17 protein-coding genes are annotated in these 19033 nt (G+C 63.2%); 13 read left to right on the forward strand and 4 right to left on the reverse strand.

Features of this window, described 5'->3' with window-relative positions; translation table 11 throughout:
- Positions 1–441 carry an META domain-containing protein gene (locus S6FBBBH3_RS03935; RefSeq protein WP_120176513.1) on the reverse strand — a complete coding sequence of 147 codons (441 nt, stop codon included), beginning with the start codon at positions 439–441 and terminating at the stop codon, positions 1–3.
- A gap of 475 nt (positions 442–916) precedes the next feature.
- Between S6FBBBH3_RS03935 and S6FBBBH3_RS03940 the strand changes: the two genes are divergently transcribed.
- From S6FBBBH3_RS03940 to S6FBBBH3_RS03970, 7 genes are all read left to right on the forward strand, one after another.
- Positions 917–1267, forward strand: coding sequence for a YgiW/YdeI family stress tolerance OB fold protein (locus S6FBBBH3_RS03940; RefSeq protein ID WP_120176514.1), 351 nt, complete (start codon positions 917–919; stop codon positions 1265–1267).
- A 409-nt stretch (positions 1268–1676) separates the two neighbouring features.
- On the forward strand, positions 1677–2897 hold the full coding sequence (locus tag S6FBBBH3_RS03945) for a hypothetical protein (RefSeq protein WP_120176515.1): 1221 nt from the start codon (positions 1677–1679) through the stop codon (positions 2895–2897).
- Positions 2888–3988 (forward strand): hypothetical protein, encoded by a 1101-nt coding sequence (locus S6FBBBH3_RS03950; protein ID WP_120176516.1) that lies wholly within the window; start codon positions 2888–2890, stop codon positions 3986–3988. The genes S6FBBBH3_RS03945 and S6FBBBH3_RS03950 overlap by 10 nt, the downstream gene beginning before the upstream one ends.
- A gap of 57 nt (positions 3989–4045) precedes the next feature.
- Positions 4046–4735 (forward strand): hypothetical protein, encoded by a 690-nt coding sequence (locus S6FBBBH3_RS03955; RefSeq protein ID WP_120176517.1) that lies wholly within the window; start codon positions 4046–4048, stop codon positions 4733–4735.
- A gap of 92 nt (positions 4736–4827) precedes the next feature.
- On the forward strand, positions 4828–6273 hold the full coding sequence (locus S6FBBBH3_RS03960) for a DUF6844 domain-containing protein (protein WP_120176518.1): 1446 nt from the start codon (positions 4828–4830) through the stop codon (positions 6271–6273).
- On the forward strand, positions 6263–7516 hold the full coding sequence (locus S6FBBBH3_RS03965; RefSeq protein ID WP_120176519.1) for a CsgG/HfaB family protein: 1254 nt from the start codon (positions 6263–6265) through the stop codon (positions 7514–7516). The genes S6FBBBH3_RS03960 and S6FBBBH3_RS03965 overlap by 11 nt, the downstream gene beginning before the upstream one ends.
- Positions 7517–7543: 27 nt before the next feature.
- Entirely contained in the window at positions 7544–7795 is a 252-nt protein-coding gene (locus S6FBBBH3_RS03970; protein WP_120176520.1) for a DUF4236 domain-containing protein, read from the forward strand.
- Positions 7796–7900: 105 nt separating this feature from the next.
- On the opposite strand, the gene S6FBBBH3_RS03975 is transcribed toward S6FBBBH3_RS03970, so the two are convergent.
- The gene (locus S6FBBBH3_RS03975) at positions 7901–9169 is read right to left on the reverse strand and encodes a hypothetical protein (RefSeq protein ID WP_120176521.1); all 1269 of its coding nucleotides are present in this window, start codon (positions 9167–9169) and stop codon (positions 7901–7903) included.
- 189 nt (positions 9170–9358) lie between these two features.
- The gene (locus tag S6FBBBH3_RS03980; RefSeq protein ID WP_232008830.1) at positions 9359–10579 is read right to left on the reverse strand and encodes a dicarboxylate/amino acid:cation symporter; all 1221 of its coding nucleotides are present in this window, start codon (positions 10577–10579) and stop codon (positions 9359–9361) included.
- A gap of 538 nt (positions 10580–11117) precedes the next feature.
- Between S6FBBBH3_RS03980 and S6FBBBH3_RS03985 the strand changes: the two genes are divergently transcribed.
- From S6FBBBH3_RS03985 to murB, 5 genes are all read left to right on the forward strand, one after another.
- Positions 11118–12050, forward strand: coding sequence for a ZIP family metal transporter (locus tag S6FBBBH3_RS03985; RefSeq protein ID WP_120176523.1), 933 nt, complete (start codon positions 11118–11120; stop codon positions 12048–12050).
- A 100-nt stretch (positions 12051–12150) separates the two neighbouring features.
- Entirely contained in the window at positions 12151–12426 is a 276-nt protein-coding gene (gene xseB / locus S6FBBBH3_RS03990) for an exodeoxyribonuclease VII small subunit (protein ID WP_120176524.1), read from the forward strand.
- A 136-nt stretch (positions 12427–12562) separates the two neighbouring features.
- The gene (locus S6FBBBH3_RS03995; protein WP_408646496.1) at positions 12563–13471 is read left to right on the forward strand and encodes a polyprenyl synthetase family protein; all 909 of its coding nucleotides are present in this window, start codon (positions 12563–12565) and stop codon (positions 13469–13471) included.
- Between the two features lie 48 nt (positions 13472–13519).
- Positions 13520–15421 (forward strand): 1-deoxy-D-xylulose-5-phosphate synthase, encoded by a 1902-nt coding sequence (gene dxs, locus S6FBBBH3_RS04000; protein ID WP_120176525.1) that lies wholly within the window; start codon positions 13520–13522, stop codon positions 15419–15421.
- 221 nt (positions 15422–15642) lie between these two features.
- Positions 15643–16656 carry a UDP-N-acetylmuramate dehydrogenase gene (gene murB / locus S6FBBBH3_RS04005; RefSeq protein WP_120176526.1) on the forward strand — a complete coding sequence of 338 codons (1014 nt, stop codon included), beginning with the start codon at positions 15643–15645 and terminating at the stop codon, positions 16654–16656.
- 159 nt (positions 16657–16815) lie between these two features.
- Here the strand turns inward: murB and rpsT are convergent, their stop codons facing one another.
- Positions 16816–17079: a 30S ribosomal protein S20 gene (gene rpsT, locus S6FBBBH3_RS04010; RefSeq protein ID WP_120176527.1), complete on the reverse strand. Its 264-nt coding sequence runs from the start codon at positions 17077–17079 to the stop codon at positions 16816–16818.
- 346 nt (positions 17080–17425) lie between these two features.
- Here rpsT and murJ point away from each other — a divergent pair, with 346 nt between their 5' ends.
- On the forward strand, positions 17426–18967 hold the full coding sequence (gene murJ / locus S6FBBBH3_RS04015) for a murein biosynthesis integral membrane protein MurJ (RefSeq protein WP_120176528.1): 1542 nt from the start codon (positions 17426–17428) through the stop codon (positions 18965–18967).
- Positions 18968–19033: the final 66 nt, after the last annotated feature.

Below are 19033 nucleotides of genomic sequence, written 5' to 3' on the forward strand. Positions count from 1 at the left end.
TTATTTGCAGTTCCCGGCCTTTTCCGGAACGAGCGTCACGAGCTTTTCTTCGTCCTTCGACCAGAGCGTGATCCCTTCGCCTTCGCTCGTCACGAACGCCACCTGATTGAGGATGCCGAGGAACTTCTGCTCGACTTCCATGAATTCGGGGGCGCACATCTTCATCGTGGAGCCGAGCGGGCCCATGGTGATGGCCTTGCCTTCGAGCTTCCAGCCGCCGATCAGGTTGTTGCAGCCGGCGTTCCCAGAGACGCGGCCGTCGGCGCCGAACGTGATCGAGGGCGGGAGTTCGCAGTTTTCGCTCACGGCTTCGGCCCACATGAAGGTCTTGCCGGCGAGTTCGGGGGCGTTGCCCGCGGGGCCTTCCTGGCCGCCGGTCGAGGCGCAACCCGCGGCGAGAAGCGTGGCGGCGAGAGCGGCGCAAATCTTGATCTTGGTCATGTTGTTTGTCTCCGTAGGAAAGTTCCGCCCGACCGTATCGGACGGGACGAGTCGGACGTGCGGCTTGCGCACGGCCGTTGGCGTCGGTTGTCGACGTTTCCCGGGCACCCGTTCGGTCCCCGAGGTTCTCTTCTTCTTTCGAAGGGGCGGGCGAAAAGCGCCGGGAAGCCCCGAGGCTTCGCTTTTGTCCCCGCCCGCAATCGTACACCGTGTCGCCCGTCGGACAAAGGGGGCGGGCGACGGAGTCAACATCCGGAAACAAATCGGGTCGCCCGTCGAACAAGCGTTTCCCCTCCGTTAACGTCCTCAGTTGCTTTGCCGCAGGGCATATCTTTTGCGCTTTGACAGGCACCGCCCGCAAAGTCGGAACCGAACGGATCGACAATGCTCTTCGTAGGACTCTCGGATCGGATGTTGCGGGCGAGAAGAGGCCCGCCGATTCGAGGCGAAACTGTTTACTAGTGGGGGTAGAAAAATGAGAAAGGCGTTCGTACTTCTGGGGCTTGTCGCCGCGCTCAGCTGCGCGACGGCGTCGGCCGAAATCGTGGTGCCGCACCGCATCCATCCGACGATCGATACGGTCTCGGAGGTGCTCGCTTCGGGGAAGGACGAAGATTGGGTGATGCTCACGGGCGCGCTCGTACGCAAGGAACGCGCGAACGAATACGTCTTCCGTGATTCGACGGGCGAAATCAAGGCGACGGTGCTGAGCGACGTTTTCGCGGGGCGCGTGCTCCACTCCGATCAGACGGTCCGCGCCGTGGCCCGCGTCTCGCGCCCGCCCTTTGAAACGCCGACCATCGACATCGAACGCATCGACGAATAATTCGCGTGCTGCACGGGTGATAAAGCGGATAAGGGAAAACCCCCGAAATACCCCCGAAAGTCGCGGGATACACTCGGGAGGAATTCGTTGGTTTTCCCCGAAGATTTGCCGGGCTTTTATGCTCGGTTTATCTTGAAAACACGCCGAATAAAGCCGAATTAAACCGAATGGTGCCGCAGTTTGCCGAAAGGGCGACGAACGAATGGGTTCGATCCCGAAGCGAAAAAACGGTCTGATCGGCGGCATTGCGGTTTTATTCGTCGTGTGCGGTTTATTGCCTTTTCGTGCTCGGCACGATGCGGGAAAAGCGCCTCGGGAATACCGGCGAAATCGGTTTCGGCCGGACGGCAGGATGTCGTTCGGGTGACGCAAATCGGCCGAACGGCCTTTGAGAAGAACGATTTCCGACATGCTTTTCTCCCGACGTCTTTTCCTCGCGCTCTGCGCGAGCGGAGCGCTCGCGGGTTGCAGCGAGACGCTCCCGACGAAGCGCCGCTCGCCCGTGGCGGCGCTCGAGCCCGTCAACGTGCAGTTTGCGGGCGTTTCTTTCAGCGGGGACTTCAAGGACAACGAAGCCCATACGCCGTACGCCTACGCCGTTTCGAAGGAGGTGGATTTCGACGCGATTTTCCGTCGCAAATTGGCGGCCGTCGATCCGACGAGTTTCAAGAATTTCCGCCTCACGACCGACAATGCGGGCGCTCGAACGACGGATGTCGGAGCGCAGGCTTTCACGCTCGCCATCGACCTTGAAACCGTGACCGTGAGTCGCTTGGGCAAGAACGAATACAAGGTGATTCTGGACCTCTACGCGAGCCTTCTCTTTTTCGATTTTTACGAAAAGAAAGTGCTCAACACGCGCCCGATTCACTTGCAGTACGTGACGCTCGAAGCCTCCAAGCCGGGGAAAAAGCGCTTGCAGGAACTCATGCGCGGCATGTTCACCGGGGGCCTCTCCGGGCTCGATCGCGACCTCTTCGACGTGGCCGTCGAACGACTTCAGACGCTCGAACTCCTTTCGGGCGACGCGGGCGCGCGCCTCAAGGTGCGCAACGTCACCGTGCACGAGCGCACCGCAGAGGCGCTCCGCTCGGCGGGTATCAAGGCGGACGAACTCGAAACGCTCTGCGCGCAGCTCGTCACGCGTTCGCTCGTCGACACGCTCGGTCAGCCGATGCTCCCCTACACGAAGGGGCAGGCAATCGGCGCCAAGATGAGCGGGCGGTTCGTGAACGGCGACGCCTACGCGCTTGTCATTCCCGACGGCGACTACGGGATCGATCTGCAAATCGAGTCGCTTCGCACCGAGCGGCTTCCCGAAACGGACGAGCGGACCTACGAGCAGGCCTTCTTCACGTTCGTCACGATCTCGGCCTATCAGCCCGATCTCGGCAAAACCTACTTCAAAGAAACCCTGCGTGGCGTCGGAACGGCGCTCCTGCTTCAGGGGCAGGAGCCCGGCCTCAAAGCCAGCTACCTCGAAACGCTCGTTCGCCTTTTCGACGGGTTCGCTCGCAACATCGAAAAGCCCGAGGACGAGTGGACGGAGAGCGCCGTGCCGCCCGAGCGCGTCGGAACGCTCGAAACCCAATTCGAACAACTTGAGGAAATGCTCGAAAAATGTCGCTGAAAACTCTTTACGCCGCGCTCGGCACCGCGCTTCTCGTTGCGGGTACGGTTTCTACGCCCGCTTCGGCCGTCGAAGTGAAGGCCACCGCCACGGTCCCCTATGAGGCGGGGCTCTTTTCGAAGAACCCCACCGACGAAGAAAAGGCGCGTGCCGTCGCCGAAGCCAAACTCGGTGCGATCAAGGAATGGTCCGCGTCGCTTTCCCCGGCGCAGCAGCGCCTCTACGCCAAGATCGAGCCTCAGGTGCTCTCTCAGGTCGACCGCTACATTTCGAGCTGGGTGATCGTGGCCGAGGATCAGGATCGCGGGTTGAAGACCCTCACGCTCGTCGTTCGCGCGAACGTGAACGACAAACTCCTGCGCAGCGAAATGACCGCGCTCGCGGGCGACGCCGCAGCGCCCGCTCCGGCCGCGGAAGGCCTGATGGCGTCGCTTTTCGTCGCGCGCCTCACGAATTCGAGCACCGCGTTCGAGGCGAAGGTTTCGAAAGCGAGCGAATCGCAGTCGCAGCGTTCGGCGTCGGCTTCCGGGAGCGGCTCGGGTGTTGAGGAAAGCGCCGAAGAACGTCGTCTCACGACGACGGGCGGAAGCACCTCCCGCAAGAGCGCGAAGGAAACCTACACGTACCTGTCGAGCGCCGACTTCGACGCCGCCTTCAATGCCGAAATGACGCAGCTCGGGTACGAATCCTCCACGTACGGCGACGTCTACGAAACCTGCTCGGGCGGCCCTGCCGTCGAGGCGGTCGAACGCGAATTCATCGCGAAAAACGACATTTCCTCGAAGTCGAGGAACGGCATGTTCAACGCTGCCCGCGCCTGCGACGTCACGTACTTCACGGTCGGCAACATGGACGTCTCGGTTCCCTACACCGACAGCGTCACCGGGAACCTCAAGGTCTACGTGTCCGTTTCGGGTCGCGTCTACGACATCACGAAGAAACTCCCGCGCACGCTTGCCTCGGTCGGGCCCATCCTCGCGACGGGCTTCGGCGAAGACGAAGCGAGTGCGCGCCGCGCGGCGCTTGCCGAAGCCGCAAAACTCGCGGGTCAGGCGGTGGCCGACACGCTTCGCAGCAAGAACGTTCGCTGATGCGTTCGTCGAACTGTTTTTTTTATTTTCACCACTTGAACATCCAAAGGAACTCCAATGAAAAAGACTCTTCTCGCCGTGCTTTTCTCCGCCGCCATCCTTTCCCCGGCCGCTCAGGCGTTCGACCTCGGGGGGCTCGCGAGCAAGGCGGGTGCCGTCGCGGGTGCCGTGCAGGGCACGCCCTCGGCGCTGATGGACGAACAGGCCGCGCTCGTTGCGAGCTACACGAAGGCGTCCGTCAAGGTGCTTGAAGCGCAGCAGATCTTCGCGAACGCGCTCAACCTGAAGAAAGATTCCGAAAGCCTCTCCAAGGTGATTTCGAGCCTTCAGAGCGGCAACCTTTCGACCTCGGACATCGATGCCGTCAAGGCGCAGAGCGCTTCGATGAACGACAAGGTGGTGTCCATTCTGAAGGAAAAGCAGAAGCTCACCGACGCGCAGAAGAAGGAACTCACGAACGGTGCGCTGGCCTACGCCGAAGGCGCCGTTTTCTCCGCCGCCACCGTGGCCGCCGCGAAGAAGTTCGGTACGTCCGCCGCCGACGCCATGAAGAGCGCCGACGTGGCCGGCAAGGCCCTCATTGCGAAGGACGTCGCCGCGGGCGTCGCCCTCTCGACGAAGTTCCCGGGCCAGGCGGTCGAACTCGTGAAGGGCGGCAAGCAGATGTTCGAACTGATGCAGTCGAACGGCGTTGACACGAAGGCTGCGGTCACGAAGTTGAACGACGCCGCTCAGTTCAAGCTCTGATAGGACCGAACGGTCAATCCACGGAAAGCGCCCCGCCCGAGCGGTTCGGCCGGGGCGTTTCCATCTCGGAACGCTTTTTTGGGAAATACGACATGCTGAAGACCCAAGTGTTCGCGGCGCTTGCCGCACTCTTCGTGATGGGCGGTGCACCGGTTCGGGCCGCGGAAGCGCCCGTCGCTCCCGCCGCCGATGCCACGAACGCGGGCGAACCCGCGCCCGTCGAAACGGCCGTCAACGAAACGGACGCCTTCTTCGGAGCGGGCTCCGAAATCGACAAGGTCTACCAGGAATGGTTGGATTCGGCGAGCGCGAAGACGCTCGAAGGTTGCAAGAAAAAGGGACGCGACCTCTCGCAGCCCGAATGCCGTCTGGAGCAGATCATCTACACGGGCGACGCCACGGTGACCGCGGAAAAGACCGACCCGAAGTGGATCGAACGTCGACAGCTCGCCTTCATGGAAGCGAGCCTCAACGCGCTCGCGCAGTTTGCCGAAGGGCAGAGCCTCACGAACAGCGTTGAAAGCCTGCGCGAATACGTTCAGGACGATCGGCCCATTCCCGAAGATCCGTTCCGCGCCAAGGGTCGCATCTCGGAAATGCTCGACAAGGTCATGGCGCTCGGCGATGCGATGCTCAACAAGTACCTGAACGACTACGGGGTCGATCCGGCCGCCTACGCGGCGCTTCCTCAGGAAGAGCGCAAGAAGATGCTCGAATTGAAGCTCACGTCCCGCAGCACCATGCGGGCCGCGGCCGAGATGACGGGGCTCGTGCCGCTCATGACCTTCGAAGGCTCGGACGGTCGGGGCGGTCATGTCGTGCGCGTCGTCTACGTGGCGTCGCCCGAACGCGTGAGTACCGCAAAGAGCATCCTTCGCAATCAGGCGAAGATCGGCCCGAACGACGCGAAGAAGAACCCGCGCGGGGTCGCACGCTTCTACGAACTTCCCCCCGAAAAGCTCTTCACGGCGTACGGCGTTCGCATGGTCTACGACGAAGAAGGCTACCCGGTACTTCTTGCCTACGGCCAGAGCGGCGTGGAAAAGACGCCCGACAAGAATCTTCAGGGGATGCTCATCACCCAGGCGCGCAACGACGCCCGCAGCGCCGCCATCAATCAATTGACGCTCCTTTTGCAGTCGTCCGTGGCGAAGAAAGCGGCGCGCTCGAGCGTGAGCACTCTGGCGAGCGAAGCCGTGAAGGTGCGCAACGCCGACGGGTCGGTGGCCTCGAAGCAGGAAACCGAAAATACGCTGTATAAGCAGGTCGAAGAAGCGACCTCGGTGACGGGCCGCATCAGCAACTTCGCGGGCGTTCGCGTCGTGAAGACCTGGCAGTGGGTCGAACCGCAGAGCCACCTCCCCGTCGTGGGCGCTGTCGTCATGTGGTCGCCCAAGACCGCTTCGGTGTCCGAGGCCATCGCTACGGCCCGTCCCACGAGCCCGAGCGCTCCGGCTCCCGCTGCGGCCGCCAAGCCCGCCGTGAAGGAAAAGAGCGGCGTGTCTTCCGGACTGGAGGCGGACGACTATGAATTTTAAGAAGCTCTGCGCGGCCCTCGTTCTTGCCGCAGCCTTCTGCGCCCAAGCGAAGGTCGTAACCGTTGAAACGAGCGGCGTCGGGGCAAGCCCCGACGAAGCGCGCATCAACGCGCTTCGCGACGCGATCATGCAGGTGACGGGGACGGAACTCAACGTCGAAGCCGTGAGCGTACTGCAGAGTGCCATCCACTCCGAAACGCAAAACGGCGTCGGCAACCAAACCGTCGCGGTTGACAAGGCTTCTCAGCAAAGCATCATCGAGAATACGAAAGGCTACGTCGAAGGCTTTCGCGTCCTCTCGCGCAACAAGAACCCGGACGGCACGTACGAGGTGACGCTTTCCGTCGACATCGACAAGTACGACGTCAAGGGCGTCACCGACGAGCGTCGCTCGATTGCCGTGCAGGGGATCGGCGTGGAGGGCGCCTGCCGCTGCTTCGGCAAGAACCTTCCCGCCGAGCGCGTGGCTTCGGGGCTTGAAGAAGCGCTGCGCACGGATCTTGTCGGCACGCGCAAGTTCGCGGTGCTGAAGCGCGGCGACGCGGGCGTGGCGCTCGAGCGCGAAGCGCTTCGCGACGAAAACGTGCACGCGCGCGAACGCAACCGTCTCGGTCTCGGGCGCGGTGCGGACTACGTCATCTCGGGGACGATCAAAAACTTCTCGGTTTCGGAGTCGAAGCGTACCGTGAAGCTTACGGGCGACGTGCTGACGAGCCGCTCGGCGACCTTCACGGCGCAGCTCGATTTGTCGTTCGTCGCGACCGATCAGGTGAAATTCTCGAAGACCGTCACCGTGCGGCTTTCCGACAAGGAAATCGGCGGACGCAATTGCGAGGAAGTGCTCGCTCTCGCAAGTTCCCGTGCCGCTCGGGCCATGGTGCACGACGCGACGCGCGACATCTATCCTCCGATGATCGTCTCCGTCACGGGCGGGCGCTTCATGGTGAATTACGGGAACGAGGACCTCAAAAAGGGCGACACCTTCGTCGTGAATGCCATGGGTGAGAAAATCATCGATCCCTACACCAAGGAGTCGCTCGGTCGCGAGGAGGTGCCCGTGGGCAAGGGCCGCATCGTCGACACGAAGCCGAAGTATTCCGTTCTCGAGCTGATCGAGGGCGACCCGGCGCTCGTCAAGACGGGCAGCGTCCTTCGTCCTGCGCCCGAAGAGAAGAAGCCCGAACCGAAGGCGGCGCCCTCGAAGAAGGCTTCGCTCAAGGCGAAGATGGACGAGGCTTGGTAATCGCCTAACAATCAAGGAGGATTTCTCGTGGGACTTCGCTTTCAACGACGAATTCGGCTTTTCAAGGGCGTGTACCTCAACCTCTCGAAAACGGGCGTGAGTTTCTCGCTTCGGGGTCGAGGGGGCGGCATCACGGTCGGTAAGAGAGGACCGCGCGCGAGCGTGGGGATTCCCGGGACGGGGCTCTCGTACCAAACGAAGCTCGGCTCCGGGGGCGGCGTGATCGGGATCGTGGTCGCCGTCATTGCGGCGATCGTCATCCTCGCTCAGTTCATTTGAGGGTTGCTCGCCAACCCAAAGTCGAAGCCTCAAAGGCTGAAGGCCGAAACTTCAAAGGCCGCTTTCCGACGGGAAGGCGGTCTTTTCCCAACTGCGGGCGGCGAATCAGAGTTGCGCGAGCACGATCGGGGAGAGTGCTTCTGCGTCGGAGCCGAATCGCGTCCCGAGACACCGCGCGAGCTCGTGCCTGCCGGCCGTGCGCGGCAAGGGCTTGAGGCCGGTTGCCCGCAGGATCGCCTCGATGCCCGCGGGCTTTGCTTTCTCTGCCTCCATCGAGGCAAGAAGCGCCTCGGTGCTCGCGTCGGGACATTGCCGCCTCGGGTTGGAAACGTCTCCGACATGCAGGAAGGCGAGTGCGTCGCCGCTTTGCAGAAGGGCGGTCGACGCCGAGCTCAATATGCGGCCGATTTCCTCCGCGCTCATGAGGACGTTCGCCTTCCGGAGTTTCTCCTGCAAAAGCCGCACGATGAGGAGCGCGAGCACGCAGATGCCGACGTGACCTTCGATGCGGGCGCTCTTTTGCGCACACATCGGATGAAATCCGAAGCGGCTTGCCATGGCGCGGAAGGCGTCCGAGATCGCCTCAACGTTTTCAATAGCCTCATCGACTCCGTACTTCCGTTTGAGCGTCTCGAAAGCATTCGTCGAGCTCGCCGAGCAGTCGCCCGCACGGACGGCAAAGTCCCTCGGGAAGCTCGCGGCGTCGACGACAAGCGCGACGGAAAGGGGGTCCGACGCGAAGTCCGTGCTCACATCGCAGACGGCGAGCGTCAAGGGCGTTTTGCCGAACTGCGCGTCGAGCCGTCGGTTCACCCAACCGAAGAGTTCGTCCTTGGCGCCCGTCATAAAGTCGAGTGCCGATCCGAGGTCGTCGAGCGCGAGGTCCGCCGCCGGGTCGCCGATGAATTCGTCCTTGCTCGCGAAGTCGAATCGGGCGGAGTGCGGGTCGGGGACCTTCATGAAGGCAAGGAACGAGAGCGCTGCGTTGAGATCGAACGGGCGGGCGCTCTTCGCTTGCAGATTCCGAAGCTTGACGTCGAGCTGCAGGTCTTTCGTCCAGATGCGGCGCAGCGGAAAGTGCCCGTAGCGAACAACGAGCATGGAAAGGTGAGAATCCTCGGCGGAGTCGAGCTGGGCCCGGAGCCGTTCGTCGCGCACGGCCGCGGCCGTGGTGCGCTTCGCTTCCCGATCGCTTCGGAAGCGGGCACGCAGTTTTTCAAGCGCTTGCGGATCCTTTTCGATGAGCGCGTCGAGCGGCCCGAGGTTTTGAACCGTTCGCGAGCGGGGACGACCTTGCTCGTCGCGAAACGACTCCTTCACCAAAACATACTTCTTGGCGGACCCGCGTCCGCCGCCGACAACCGCTACGTACATGCACACAACCTCGTTCGACCCGGTGCCTCAAGCCTACCATCGAGGCGACTCGGATGTCGGCGACTGCGGGAGGGGTGCAGACAAAGGAAAACGGCCGGAAGCGCATGAAGCGTTTCCGGCCGTCGGGTCTCGGGAGCGTCGCAAGCCTCGTTGTCGGAGGAACCGGAGGCTTGCGGCGGATTCCGGGAATCAGGCTTCGCCTTCGACGTAGGGTTCCTTGCCGAGGTCGCCTTCGAGGTTCGTGACGATGACCGCGGAGGCCACGTCGCCCACCACGTTGATCGAGGTGCGGATCATGTCGAGGATACGGTCGATGCCGGCGATGAGCGCCACGGCTTCGAGCGGGATGCCGACCTGCGTGAAGACGATCGTCGTCATGATGAGGCCCGCACCGGGGACGCCCGCGGTACCGATGGCGGCGAGAACGCCCATCAGAACGATCGTCACCTGGTCGACCATCGTGAGGTCAAGCCCGTAGACTTCCGCGGCGAAGATCGAGCACACGCCCATGTAGACGGCCGTGCCGTTCATGTTGATGGTGTTGCCGAGCGGAATCGAGAAGGAGGCGATGCTCTTCGTCGCGCCGAGACGGCGGGCGGCGGCGAGGTTCGCCGGAAGGGCCGCAGCCGACGAGCAGGTCGTGAAGGCGATGAGCCAGGGCTCGAAGATGCCGCGCAGGAACTTCATCATCGGAACGCGCGCCAGGATGTAGACGAGCGGGATGAGGACGAGAAAGACGAGCGTCGCCGTCGCGAGGAAGGACGAGAGAATGAGCTGGAAGAGCGGCAGCAACACCTGAAGCCCGTGACGCGAAACCGTGTAGGCCATCAAACCGAAGACGCCGATCGGAGCGTAGTGCATGACCATGTTCGTCACGCGAACCATCGTGTCGCCCACGAGTTCGAAGAATTTGAGCACGGGCTTGCCGCGTTCGCCGAGGCCGGCGAGCGCAAAGCCGAAGATCACCGCAAAGAAGATGATCTGAAGCATGTTGCCCTTGGCGAACGCTTCCATCGGGTTGATCGGCACGATGTCAAGGAGAGTGTCGACGAGCGCCGGAGGCGTCACCTGCTTGGCCTGGAGGCCTTCGGTCGAGAGGTTGATCCCGACGCCGGGCTGAATGACGGAAGCGAAAACGAGGCCGATCGCCACGGCGACGGCCGTCGTGATCGCATAGACGCACAGGACCTTCGTCGCGACGCGCCCGAGCTTGGACGTGTCGGAAATGCCCGCCGCACCGGCGATGATCGTGGCGATCACCAACGGAACGACCACCATGCGGATCAAACGAATAAAGAGCGTGCCGAGCGGCTGCAGGTACGTCTGCGCGAAGCTCGAATCGACCACGGCACCGACGGCGATACCGAGTGCAAGGCCGATCATCATCTGCCACGCAAGGCTGATTTTCATTTTGGAGGCCATATCTCCACCCCTAGCGATTGTTGGAATTGTGTTGGCGTCCGGGTGCGAGGGCGCAACCGAACCGAAACGGAAATCCGTGCCGTTGACTCGATTCTAGGGATCGGCGTCCTTGCTCATAATGGGTAAACAATTACGTGAAAATACGTAATTCTCGTGTATAGAATACTAAATAACGTGGTTTATATGAAATTTTGTAAAAATCCAACCTGAAAATCGAATTTCAGGCGGTTTGCGCCAACGCAAAAAACCGCGAAAATCCGCAAATCGTGCACACATGAGAATTACTCCTTAAGGGGTAATTTTTTCGTAAAGACGAGACTTTCTTTTGAGAAACCTCTATTTTTTGTAAGATGTAGCGCCGTTCGGAGGCGGGTTCGGAGAGTAGCGGCGGTACGGCTCGGGCTCTTTTTTCCGTGCACCCGCCCATAATCGGCTAACCTTAAGCGTTTCCCGCAGTCCGTTGCCCCGAGTTCGCCGGCTTCGGTTCCCTCCGTTTTTTGCATTCAGGCAAAAGGCTCCCCCGTTCATGCTTTGGCTCGTTATCGAAGTGGCGCTTGCCAACCTTCTCACGCGTTTCGTTGCGCTTGCCGCGGCCCTCTGGGTGTCACACCGCTCGCTTGCGCGCTGGGGCGAGCGGCTCCTGGGGGTGGCAAGCGGCTTCCTTGCGACGCTCTCGCTCACGCACCTCCTGCCCGAAGCCTTTGAGTCCGAAGCGGCCGATCCGCACGCGCTCGGTCTCGTGATGTTGGGAACGCTCTTTGCATTCGTGTTTCTCGGGCTCGCGTCGGGGCACGCCCATGCGCACGGCCACGACCACGATCGGCAGGCTGCGGAACACCGCTCCGACGCGGGGGCGCTCCTCACGGGCGCGGCACTTCACAACATCGTCGATGGCACGCTCGTGGCGGCCGCCTTCATGACGGACGCGCGCGCGGGGTGGCTCGCGGCCGCGGCGGTGCTCGTGCACGAAATTCCTCAGCAGATCGGCTACGCGATCGTGCTCAAAAACTGCGGCTATTCGGAACGGAAGACCGTCGCTTGTCTGGCGGCGCTGGCGCTTGCGGCCCTCTTCGGGGGCGTGCTCGGGTGCGGGGCGGTAGGGATGAGCGCGGAACTTCTTCCGTACCTGCTTGCGGCCTCGAGCGTCGCATTTCTCTACATCACCTTTTCGGCGCTTCTTCCCGAAGTGCTTCACGCCGCGCTTCAAAAGGGCACGGCGGGCGCCCGCCTTCAGGTGGCCGCGTCGCTTGCGGCCGGGGCGGCGCTGTCGATGGCGCTTCTCGGCGTCGGGCACGGGCACGAGCACGGACTTGCGCACGCGCACGATCACGCGGTCGAGACGGTCGAGACGGTTGAAGCGTCGGGCGCCGACGAGCATGGTGCCGAACACGCCTTTGCCGACGAAAACACGGCCCCGCGCCCTGTGACGGAAAAGCCCGAGACCTCCGGAGTCCGCTAAAATTGTCTGATTTCGGAGCGCGTGCCCGATCGGGAAACGGTCGGGAGCCCCGCGGCGAAGCGCGCTTTCCTTTCATCCCATCCTTGCGGAGGACGATCCGATGGCCAAGACCGCGAAGGCAGCTTCCGAGGCCCTTCCCGAGCCCGAAACGTTGACGTTTGAAGAAGCGCTCGACGAACTCGAGTCGCTCACGGCCGCCATGGCCACGGGCACGACGACGCTGCGCGAGAGCGTCGCGGCGTACGAGCGCGGGACGAAGCTCCTCGCGCGCTGTCGCAACGAACTTGCCGACGCGCGCGCGACGATCGAGCGCCTGCGCGAAACCGAAGAGGGCGACGTGGAGCGCCGTCCGCTCGACGACGAAGACGAGGACTGAGGATGACCGAAGAGGTCGGGGGAGATTTTTCTTTCGGCCTTTCGCATTGAAACCCATTGACTGACGAGGACGACACGTGACGACCGAAATTGATGCCGACCGTACGGCGCAGACCGAGGGCTCGTCCGAAGCCCGGATCGACTTTTCCGTTTGGGCCCACGAGCGCGCCCGGCACTTCGAATGGCTCGCCGAAAAAGGGCTCCCGCAGCCCGGACGCGATCCGAAGCGCCTGATCGGCGCCATGCGTTACGCGGTGCTCGGCGGCGGCAAGCGCATTCGCCCCCTGCTCTGCTACGCGGCGGGTGCCGTGACGGGGGCGCCGCAGCCCGTGCTCGACGGCGCCGCGCTCGCGCTCGAGTGCATTCACGGCTACAGCCTCGTGCACGACGACATGCCCGCGATGGACAACGACACGCTCCGGCGCGGTCGTCCGACGGTGCACGTTCAGTACGGCGAAGCCTGCGCGATGTTGGCGGGCGACGCCCTGCAGACGGAAGCCTTCTCGGTGCTTTCCAAAATCGACGCCGCGCCCGAAGTGGTCGTGCGCCTTTTGCAGACGCTCTCGCGCGCTTCGGGCGTTGCGGGGATGGCGGGCGGTCAGGCGATCGACCTCGAAATGGTGGGCGCGCACCCCGACGAAGGGGCGCTTTTGCGCATGCAGTCGATGAAGACGGGCGCTTTGATCGTCGCTGCGGTTCTCATGGGCGCGCAGTCGGGCCGTTGGGAAGAGCTTTCCGAAGCGTCGAAGGGCGGTTTGGCGCTTTACGGCCACTCGCTCGGCATCGCCTTCCAGGTGGTGGACGACATTCTCGACTGCACCCAGGATACGGCGACGCTCGGCAAGACGGCCGGCAAGGACGAAAAGGACGACAAGCCCACGTGGGTTTCGATCCTCGGGCTCGAAGGCGCGCGCGAGCGCGCCCGGGCATTGCGCGCCGACGCGCAGCGCGGGCTCGATCTGATCGCCGCGGACCCGTCGGTTCCGGAAGGGGCGCTCGTGCGTCTTACCGAAATCGCCGATTACGTCGTCGCCCGAAGCTACTGATTTACCGAACGGGATCCCGAACAAAACCCGTCGATCTAGGAGAAGGTCGTGAGCAACTATCCGCTTCTTGACACCATCAATAGCCCCGAAGACCTGCGTCGCCTGCCCGAGGACGAACTTCCCGAGGTGGCCGAGGAATTGCGCGGCTTCATGGTGGAGAGCGTTTCGAAGACGGGCGGACACCTCTCGAGTTCGCTCGGCGCGACGGAGCTTGCCGTGGCGATCCATTACGTTTTCGATACGCCCCGCGACCGCATCATCTGGGACGTGGGTCATCAGGCCTACGCCCACAAGATCCTGACGGGGCGTCGCGAACAGATGGCGACCCTCAGACGCCACCACGGTCTCTCGGGCTTTCCGAAGCGCAACGAGTCCGAGTACGACGCATTCGGTACGGCCCACTCGTCGACCTCGATTTCCGCGGCGCTCGGCATGGCCGTGGCGGACAAGTTGAAAGGCGACGACCGTTGGCACGTGGCCGTGATCGGCGACGGCGCCCTTACGGGCGGCATGGCGATCGAGGCCTTGAACGACGCGGGCGTCTATAAGAAGGACGTGCGTCTCCTCATCATTCTCAACGACAACGACTGCTCGATTTCGCCCGCGGTCGGGGCTCTCTCGGGACACCTTGCGAAGATCGTCTCGACGCGCGCTTTCAACGGGGCGCGCGAGCTGAGCAAGAAAGTGCTCAAGCCCGTCCCGGGCCTCTGGGAAGTCGCCAAGCGCATGGAAAAGCAGGCGATCAACTTCGTGAGTCCCCCGTCGGGCATCTTCAGCAGCTTCGACATCAACTACTACGGTCCCGTCGACGGTCACAACCTCGAAGAGCTGGTCGACATCCTTCGCAACCTGAAGGCGCACGACTGTCCGATCGTTCTCCACGTGACGACGAAAAAGGGGAAGGGCTACGCCCCCGCGGAAGCCGATCCGACAACGTACCACGGCGTCTCGCCCTTCGACCCCGCCGTGGGGATTGTGCCCTCCGGGAAACCGTCGAAACCCACCTTCACGCAGGTCTTCGGTCGCTGGATTTGCGACACGGCCGCGCGCGACGAACGCCTCTACGGGATCACGCCCGCGATGCGCGAAGGCTCGGGCCTCGTCGAATTCGAGAAGAAGTTCCCCGATCGCTACCGTGACGTGGCGATCGCCGAGCAGCATGCGGTGACGTATGCGGCGGGTCTTGCGTGCGAAGGGATGAAGCCCGTCGTGGCGATTTATTCGACGTTCCTGCAGCGTGCGATCGACCAGGTGATTCACGATGTCGCGCTTCAGAACCTGCCGGTTGTCTTTGCGGTCGACCGTGCGGGCCTCGTGGGGGCGGACGGCGCGACGCACCACGGCGCTTTCGACGTCGCGCTCCTGCGTCCGATTCCCAACATGACGATCATGACGCCCTCGGACGAAAACGAGTGCCGACTGCTGCTCAACACCGCTTTCGCGATGGATACCCCGACCGTCGTGCGTTATCCGCGCGGCAAGGGGACGGGCGTGGAAGTGACGGCCGACGCCGAAACGGTCGAGGTCGGCAAAGCGCGCGTTCTGCGCCGCGGCAAGGGGCGCGTTGCGTTCGTCGGGTTCGGTCCCATGACGCACATGTTGGCGGAAGTCGCCGAACACCTCGACGGCACGCTTCTTGACATGCGTTTCGTGAAGCCCTTGGATCGCGAAGCGCTCCTTGAAGCCGCCGAGGAGCACGACCTCGTCGTCGTTGCCGAAGACAGCGCCCTCGAAGGGGGTGCGGGCTCGGCCGTTCTCGAAGTGCTCGTCGAAGCGGGCGTGACGGTCCCCGTGATGCGTTTCGGGCTGCCCGACCGCTTCATCGAGCAGGGGACGCAGGCGGAGCTGCACGAAGAGCTCGGCCTCACGGCCGCGGCCGTCGAAGAAAAGGTGAAGGCTCGCCTCGCCACGATGAAGAAGTCTCCGTTCGGAGGCCTCTTCGGTCGCTGAGGGTTGCCAAGACCGCGAAGAGCCCGACGGCAAGGAGCGGCACAACGGCACACACAGGGCCCGGTACGGAAACGTCCGGGCCTTCGTCGTTTTCGATTTCGGCAGTCTTCGTCCGAAGTCGTATCCGTTCGTGTCGACTTCGAGCTCCCGGTCGACCCGTCCCTATAATTCTTGAAGAACCATGCAATTCGAGCGGGGGCGAAGGCCTCCGGCAAAACACCATGATCGACCTCAAGCTTGACGTGCCCCTGGAGGGCCTTACCACCTTCGGTCTTCGTTCGACGGCCGAAGCCTACGCCGAAGCGGCGACGACCGACGAGCTACGCGCCGTGCTTGCGGCGGCCCGCGAACGGAATCTCCCCGTGCATTTCCTCGGGGGCGGTGCCAACACCGTGGCAATGCCCCGCGTCAAGGGACTCGTCGTGCGCGTCACGATGAAGGGGTTCGACGCGCGTCGCGCGACCGACGGCGACGTGCTCGTGACGGCCGCGGCCGGGGAAGTCTGGGACGAGGTCGTCTCGCGCACGGTCGCCGAGGGTTTCGGCGGACTCGAAAACCTCGCCGCGATTCCGGGTACCGTCGGGGGCGCGGTCGTGCAGAATATCGGCGCCTACGGGCTGGAATTGGCCGAGCGTCTTGAAAGCGTGACGGTCTACGACCGCGCGAGCGAGTCCGTTCGAACGCTCACGCGCGAAGCGTGCGACTTCGGCTACCGTCACAGTATCTTCAAGACGGATGCGGGGAAGGACCTCGTGGTCCTTTCGGCGACGCTGCGTCTCCCCGGCGAATGGACGCCCGTCATGACCTACAAGGGCCTCGACGAAGCCTTGGGCGGCGCGGAAACGACGCCCGCCGTACTCGAAACGGTCGTGCGCGCGATCCGCGCGAAAAAGCTTCCCGACCCGAAGGTGCTCGGAAACGCCGGGTCCTTCTTCAAGAACCCCGTGGTGCCGAAGGTGGTCGCGCGGCCGCTTTTGACCGTGCACCAGAGTCTCGTCGCCTATCCTCTCGGCGGCGCGCGCGTGAAGCTCGCGGCGGGCTGGTTGATCGAGCAGGCGGGCTTCAAAGGCTACCGCTCGGGTCCCGTGGGTGTCTGCGAAAACCACGCCCTCATCCTTGTCAATTACGGCGGCGCGACGGGCGAAGACGTAGAGCGCCTCATGAAGGAAATCACGGCGGGCGTTGAAGCCAAGTTCGGCATCGCGCTGGAGCCTGAACCCGTCTTCCTTCAATAAAGCCGGGACGTCTTTCGACGGGACCCGCCTCGGGCGGGTCCGCGCGAGGCAAATCGCGCGACAACGCAAAAAACGCGCATAAAAAAAGTCCCCGATCCTGAGGGTTATCGGGGACTCTTTTCATTCGGGGTTCGAGAACCCCGAGCGCTTCACTCGCAATTAGGCCATGGCCTTGATCGAAGCGGAGAGGCGGCTCTTGTGACGAGCGGCGGCGTTGGCGTGGAGAACGCCCTTGCGAGCCATCGAGTCGATCACGGATTCGGCCTTCTTGAAGGCTTCCTGAGCGGCGGTCTTGTCACCGGCGACGACGAGCTTGCGCACGGCCTTGATGGCGGTGCGGTATTCGCTGCGCTGAGCCGAGAGATGCAGGTTGCGCGCAACGATCTGGCGGGCGCGCTTGCGAGCTTGCTTGGTGTTAGCCATTTGTAGTGTGTCCTTGATGAACGTCCCCGAATCGGGGAGCCCGGCCGGCCTCAGCTTCATGCGCCCGATGGGGGAGCGTGGGCCCGGCCGGTTCGTGTGAAAAACAAAGCCCCGAAACGCACGAGCGTTCCGGCGGCGGCTCCGACAACCATCAGATCGATCAGTCGCGGAGTATTTTCGAAACGTTCGGCCGTCGTCCGCCTCGTCCGTCGTGCGTGCGGTTGCAAAATTTCACCACAGCCCGTCGTCCGCAGGCATTAAACTGCCAGGCTCCGAAAAGTCCTCAACTATACCAAATTTCGAACGGCGCTACAAACCCAGAGCGCCCGAAATTTTCGAGTTTCGAATGTCGCTCATCAAGTCCGCCGCCACGATTTCCGGCCTCACCCTGGTGTCCCGCATCACCGGGGTGATCCGAGACATGCTGATCGCCCGCTATTTCGGTGCGTCTGCGGAAACCGACGCGTTCTACGTTGCGTTTCGTCTTCCCAACATGCTTCGACGGCTCTTTGCCGAAGGGGCCTTCCAGCAGGCGTTCGTGCCGATGCTCTCCGACGTGCGCGAGCGCGAAAGTCCCGAGCGCGGCGCGGCCTTCGTCGACCACGTCTTCACGATTCTCGGTGCGGCGGTGCTGGCGGCAAGCGTCCTGGGGGTCCTCTGCTCGCCGCTGCTCGTCTGGGCGATTGCGGGCGGGATGAGCGAAAACGGCGAGGCCTTCGATTTGGCGGTCGCGCTCACGCGCTTCATGTTTCCCTACATCGCCTTCATGAGTCTCGTGGCGTTGGCGGCGTCGATCCTCAATACGCTTAAGCACTTTGCTATTCCGGCGGCGACGCCCATCCTTCTCAACCTCTCCTTCATCGGCTGCACGATCCTCGTCGCGCCCCGCTTGGAGGAACCCATCTGGGCGTTGGCGGGTGCCGTCATGCTCGGGGGCGTGTTGCAGCTCGGAGCTCAGTGGGTGGCGCTTGCGCGCCTCGGCGTGCGGCTACGGCCGCGTGCCTTCGGCACGAGCCTGGCGGACGCGGACGTGCGGCGCGTTCTGAAGCTCATGGTGCCCGCGCTCTTCGGCGTAGGGGTTGCGCAGCTTTCGATTTTGATCAACACCAACATTGCTTCGCATCTCGGGCACGGCGCGGTGACGTGGCTCAATTACGCCGACCGCCTGATGGAATTCCCGACGGCGCTTTTGGGTGTCGCGCTCGGAACGGTTTTGCTCCCGGGTCTTTCCGCCGCCTTTGCGAAAAACGATCTGGAGCGCTACAACGGTCTGCTCGACCACGGGTTGCGTCTCGTCGTTCTCGTGGGGCTCCCCGCGAGCGTCGGGTTGTGGCTTACGGCAGACGCGCTCGTTGCATTCCTCTTTCAGGGGCGCAATTTCTCGCCCGAAGACGTCCGTCAAACCGCGACCGCGGTCGTGGGTTACAGCGCGGGCCTGATGGGGCTCATCGCCTTGAAGATCGTGGCCCCCGCCTTTTACGCCCGCAAAGACATCCGAACGCCCGTGCGCGCGGCCTTCGCGTCGCTTGTGGTCGTACAGCTCGTCAACCTCGCGGCCGTGCCCCTTCTCGCGCACGCGGGGCTTGCTCTGTCGGTGGGGCTCGGGAGTTGCGTCAATGCCCTGACGCTCCTCGTTATTCTCGGAAAGCGCCGCATCTACAAGCCCCTTGCGGGCTGGGGCGTCTACGCGTTGCGGGTATTCCTTGCAACCGCCCTCATGGGGGCGGCCCTTTACTGGGTGCAGGACGGACAGGACTGGACGCAGCTCGGTTGGGCGTACCGTGCGCTCGGGGTGGCGCTGCTCGTCGCGGGCGCGGCGGTGCTCTACTTCGGGGTGCTCTTCGTCACGGGCTGGCGCCTGCGGGATCTGCGCCCGGCGAAGAACTGAACGCCGCAACCGGCTTAACCCGACGAGCATTGGAAAGGCCGCATTCCCGGTGGGGATGCGGCCTTT

This window comes from Sutterella megalosphaeroides (assembly GCF_003609995.1).
In the GTDB taxonomy this organism is placed as follows: domain Bacteria; phylum Pseudomonadota; class Gammaproteobacteria; order Burkholderiales; family Burkholderiaceae_F; genus Sutterella; species Sutterella megalosphaeroides.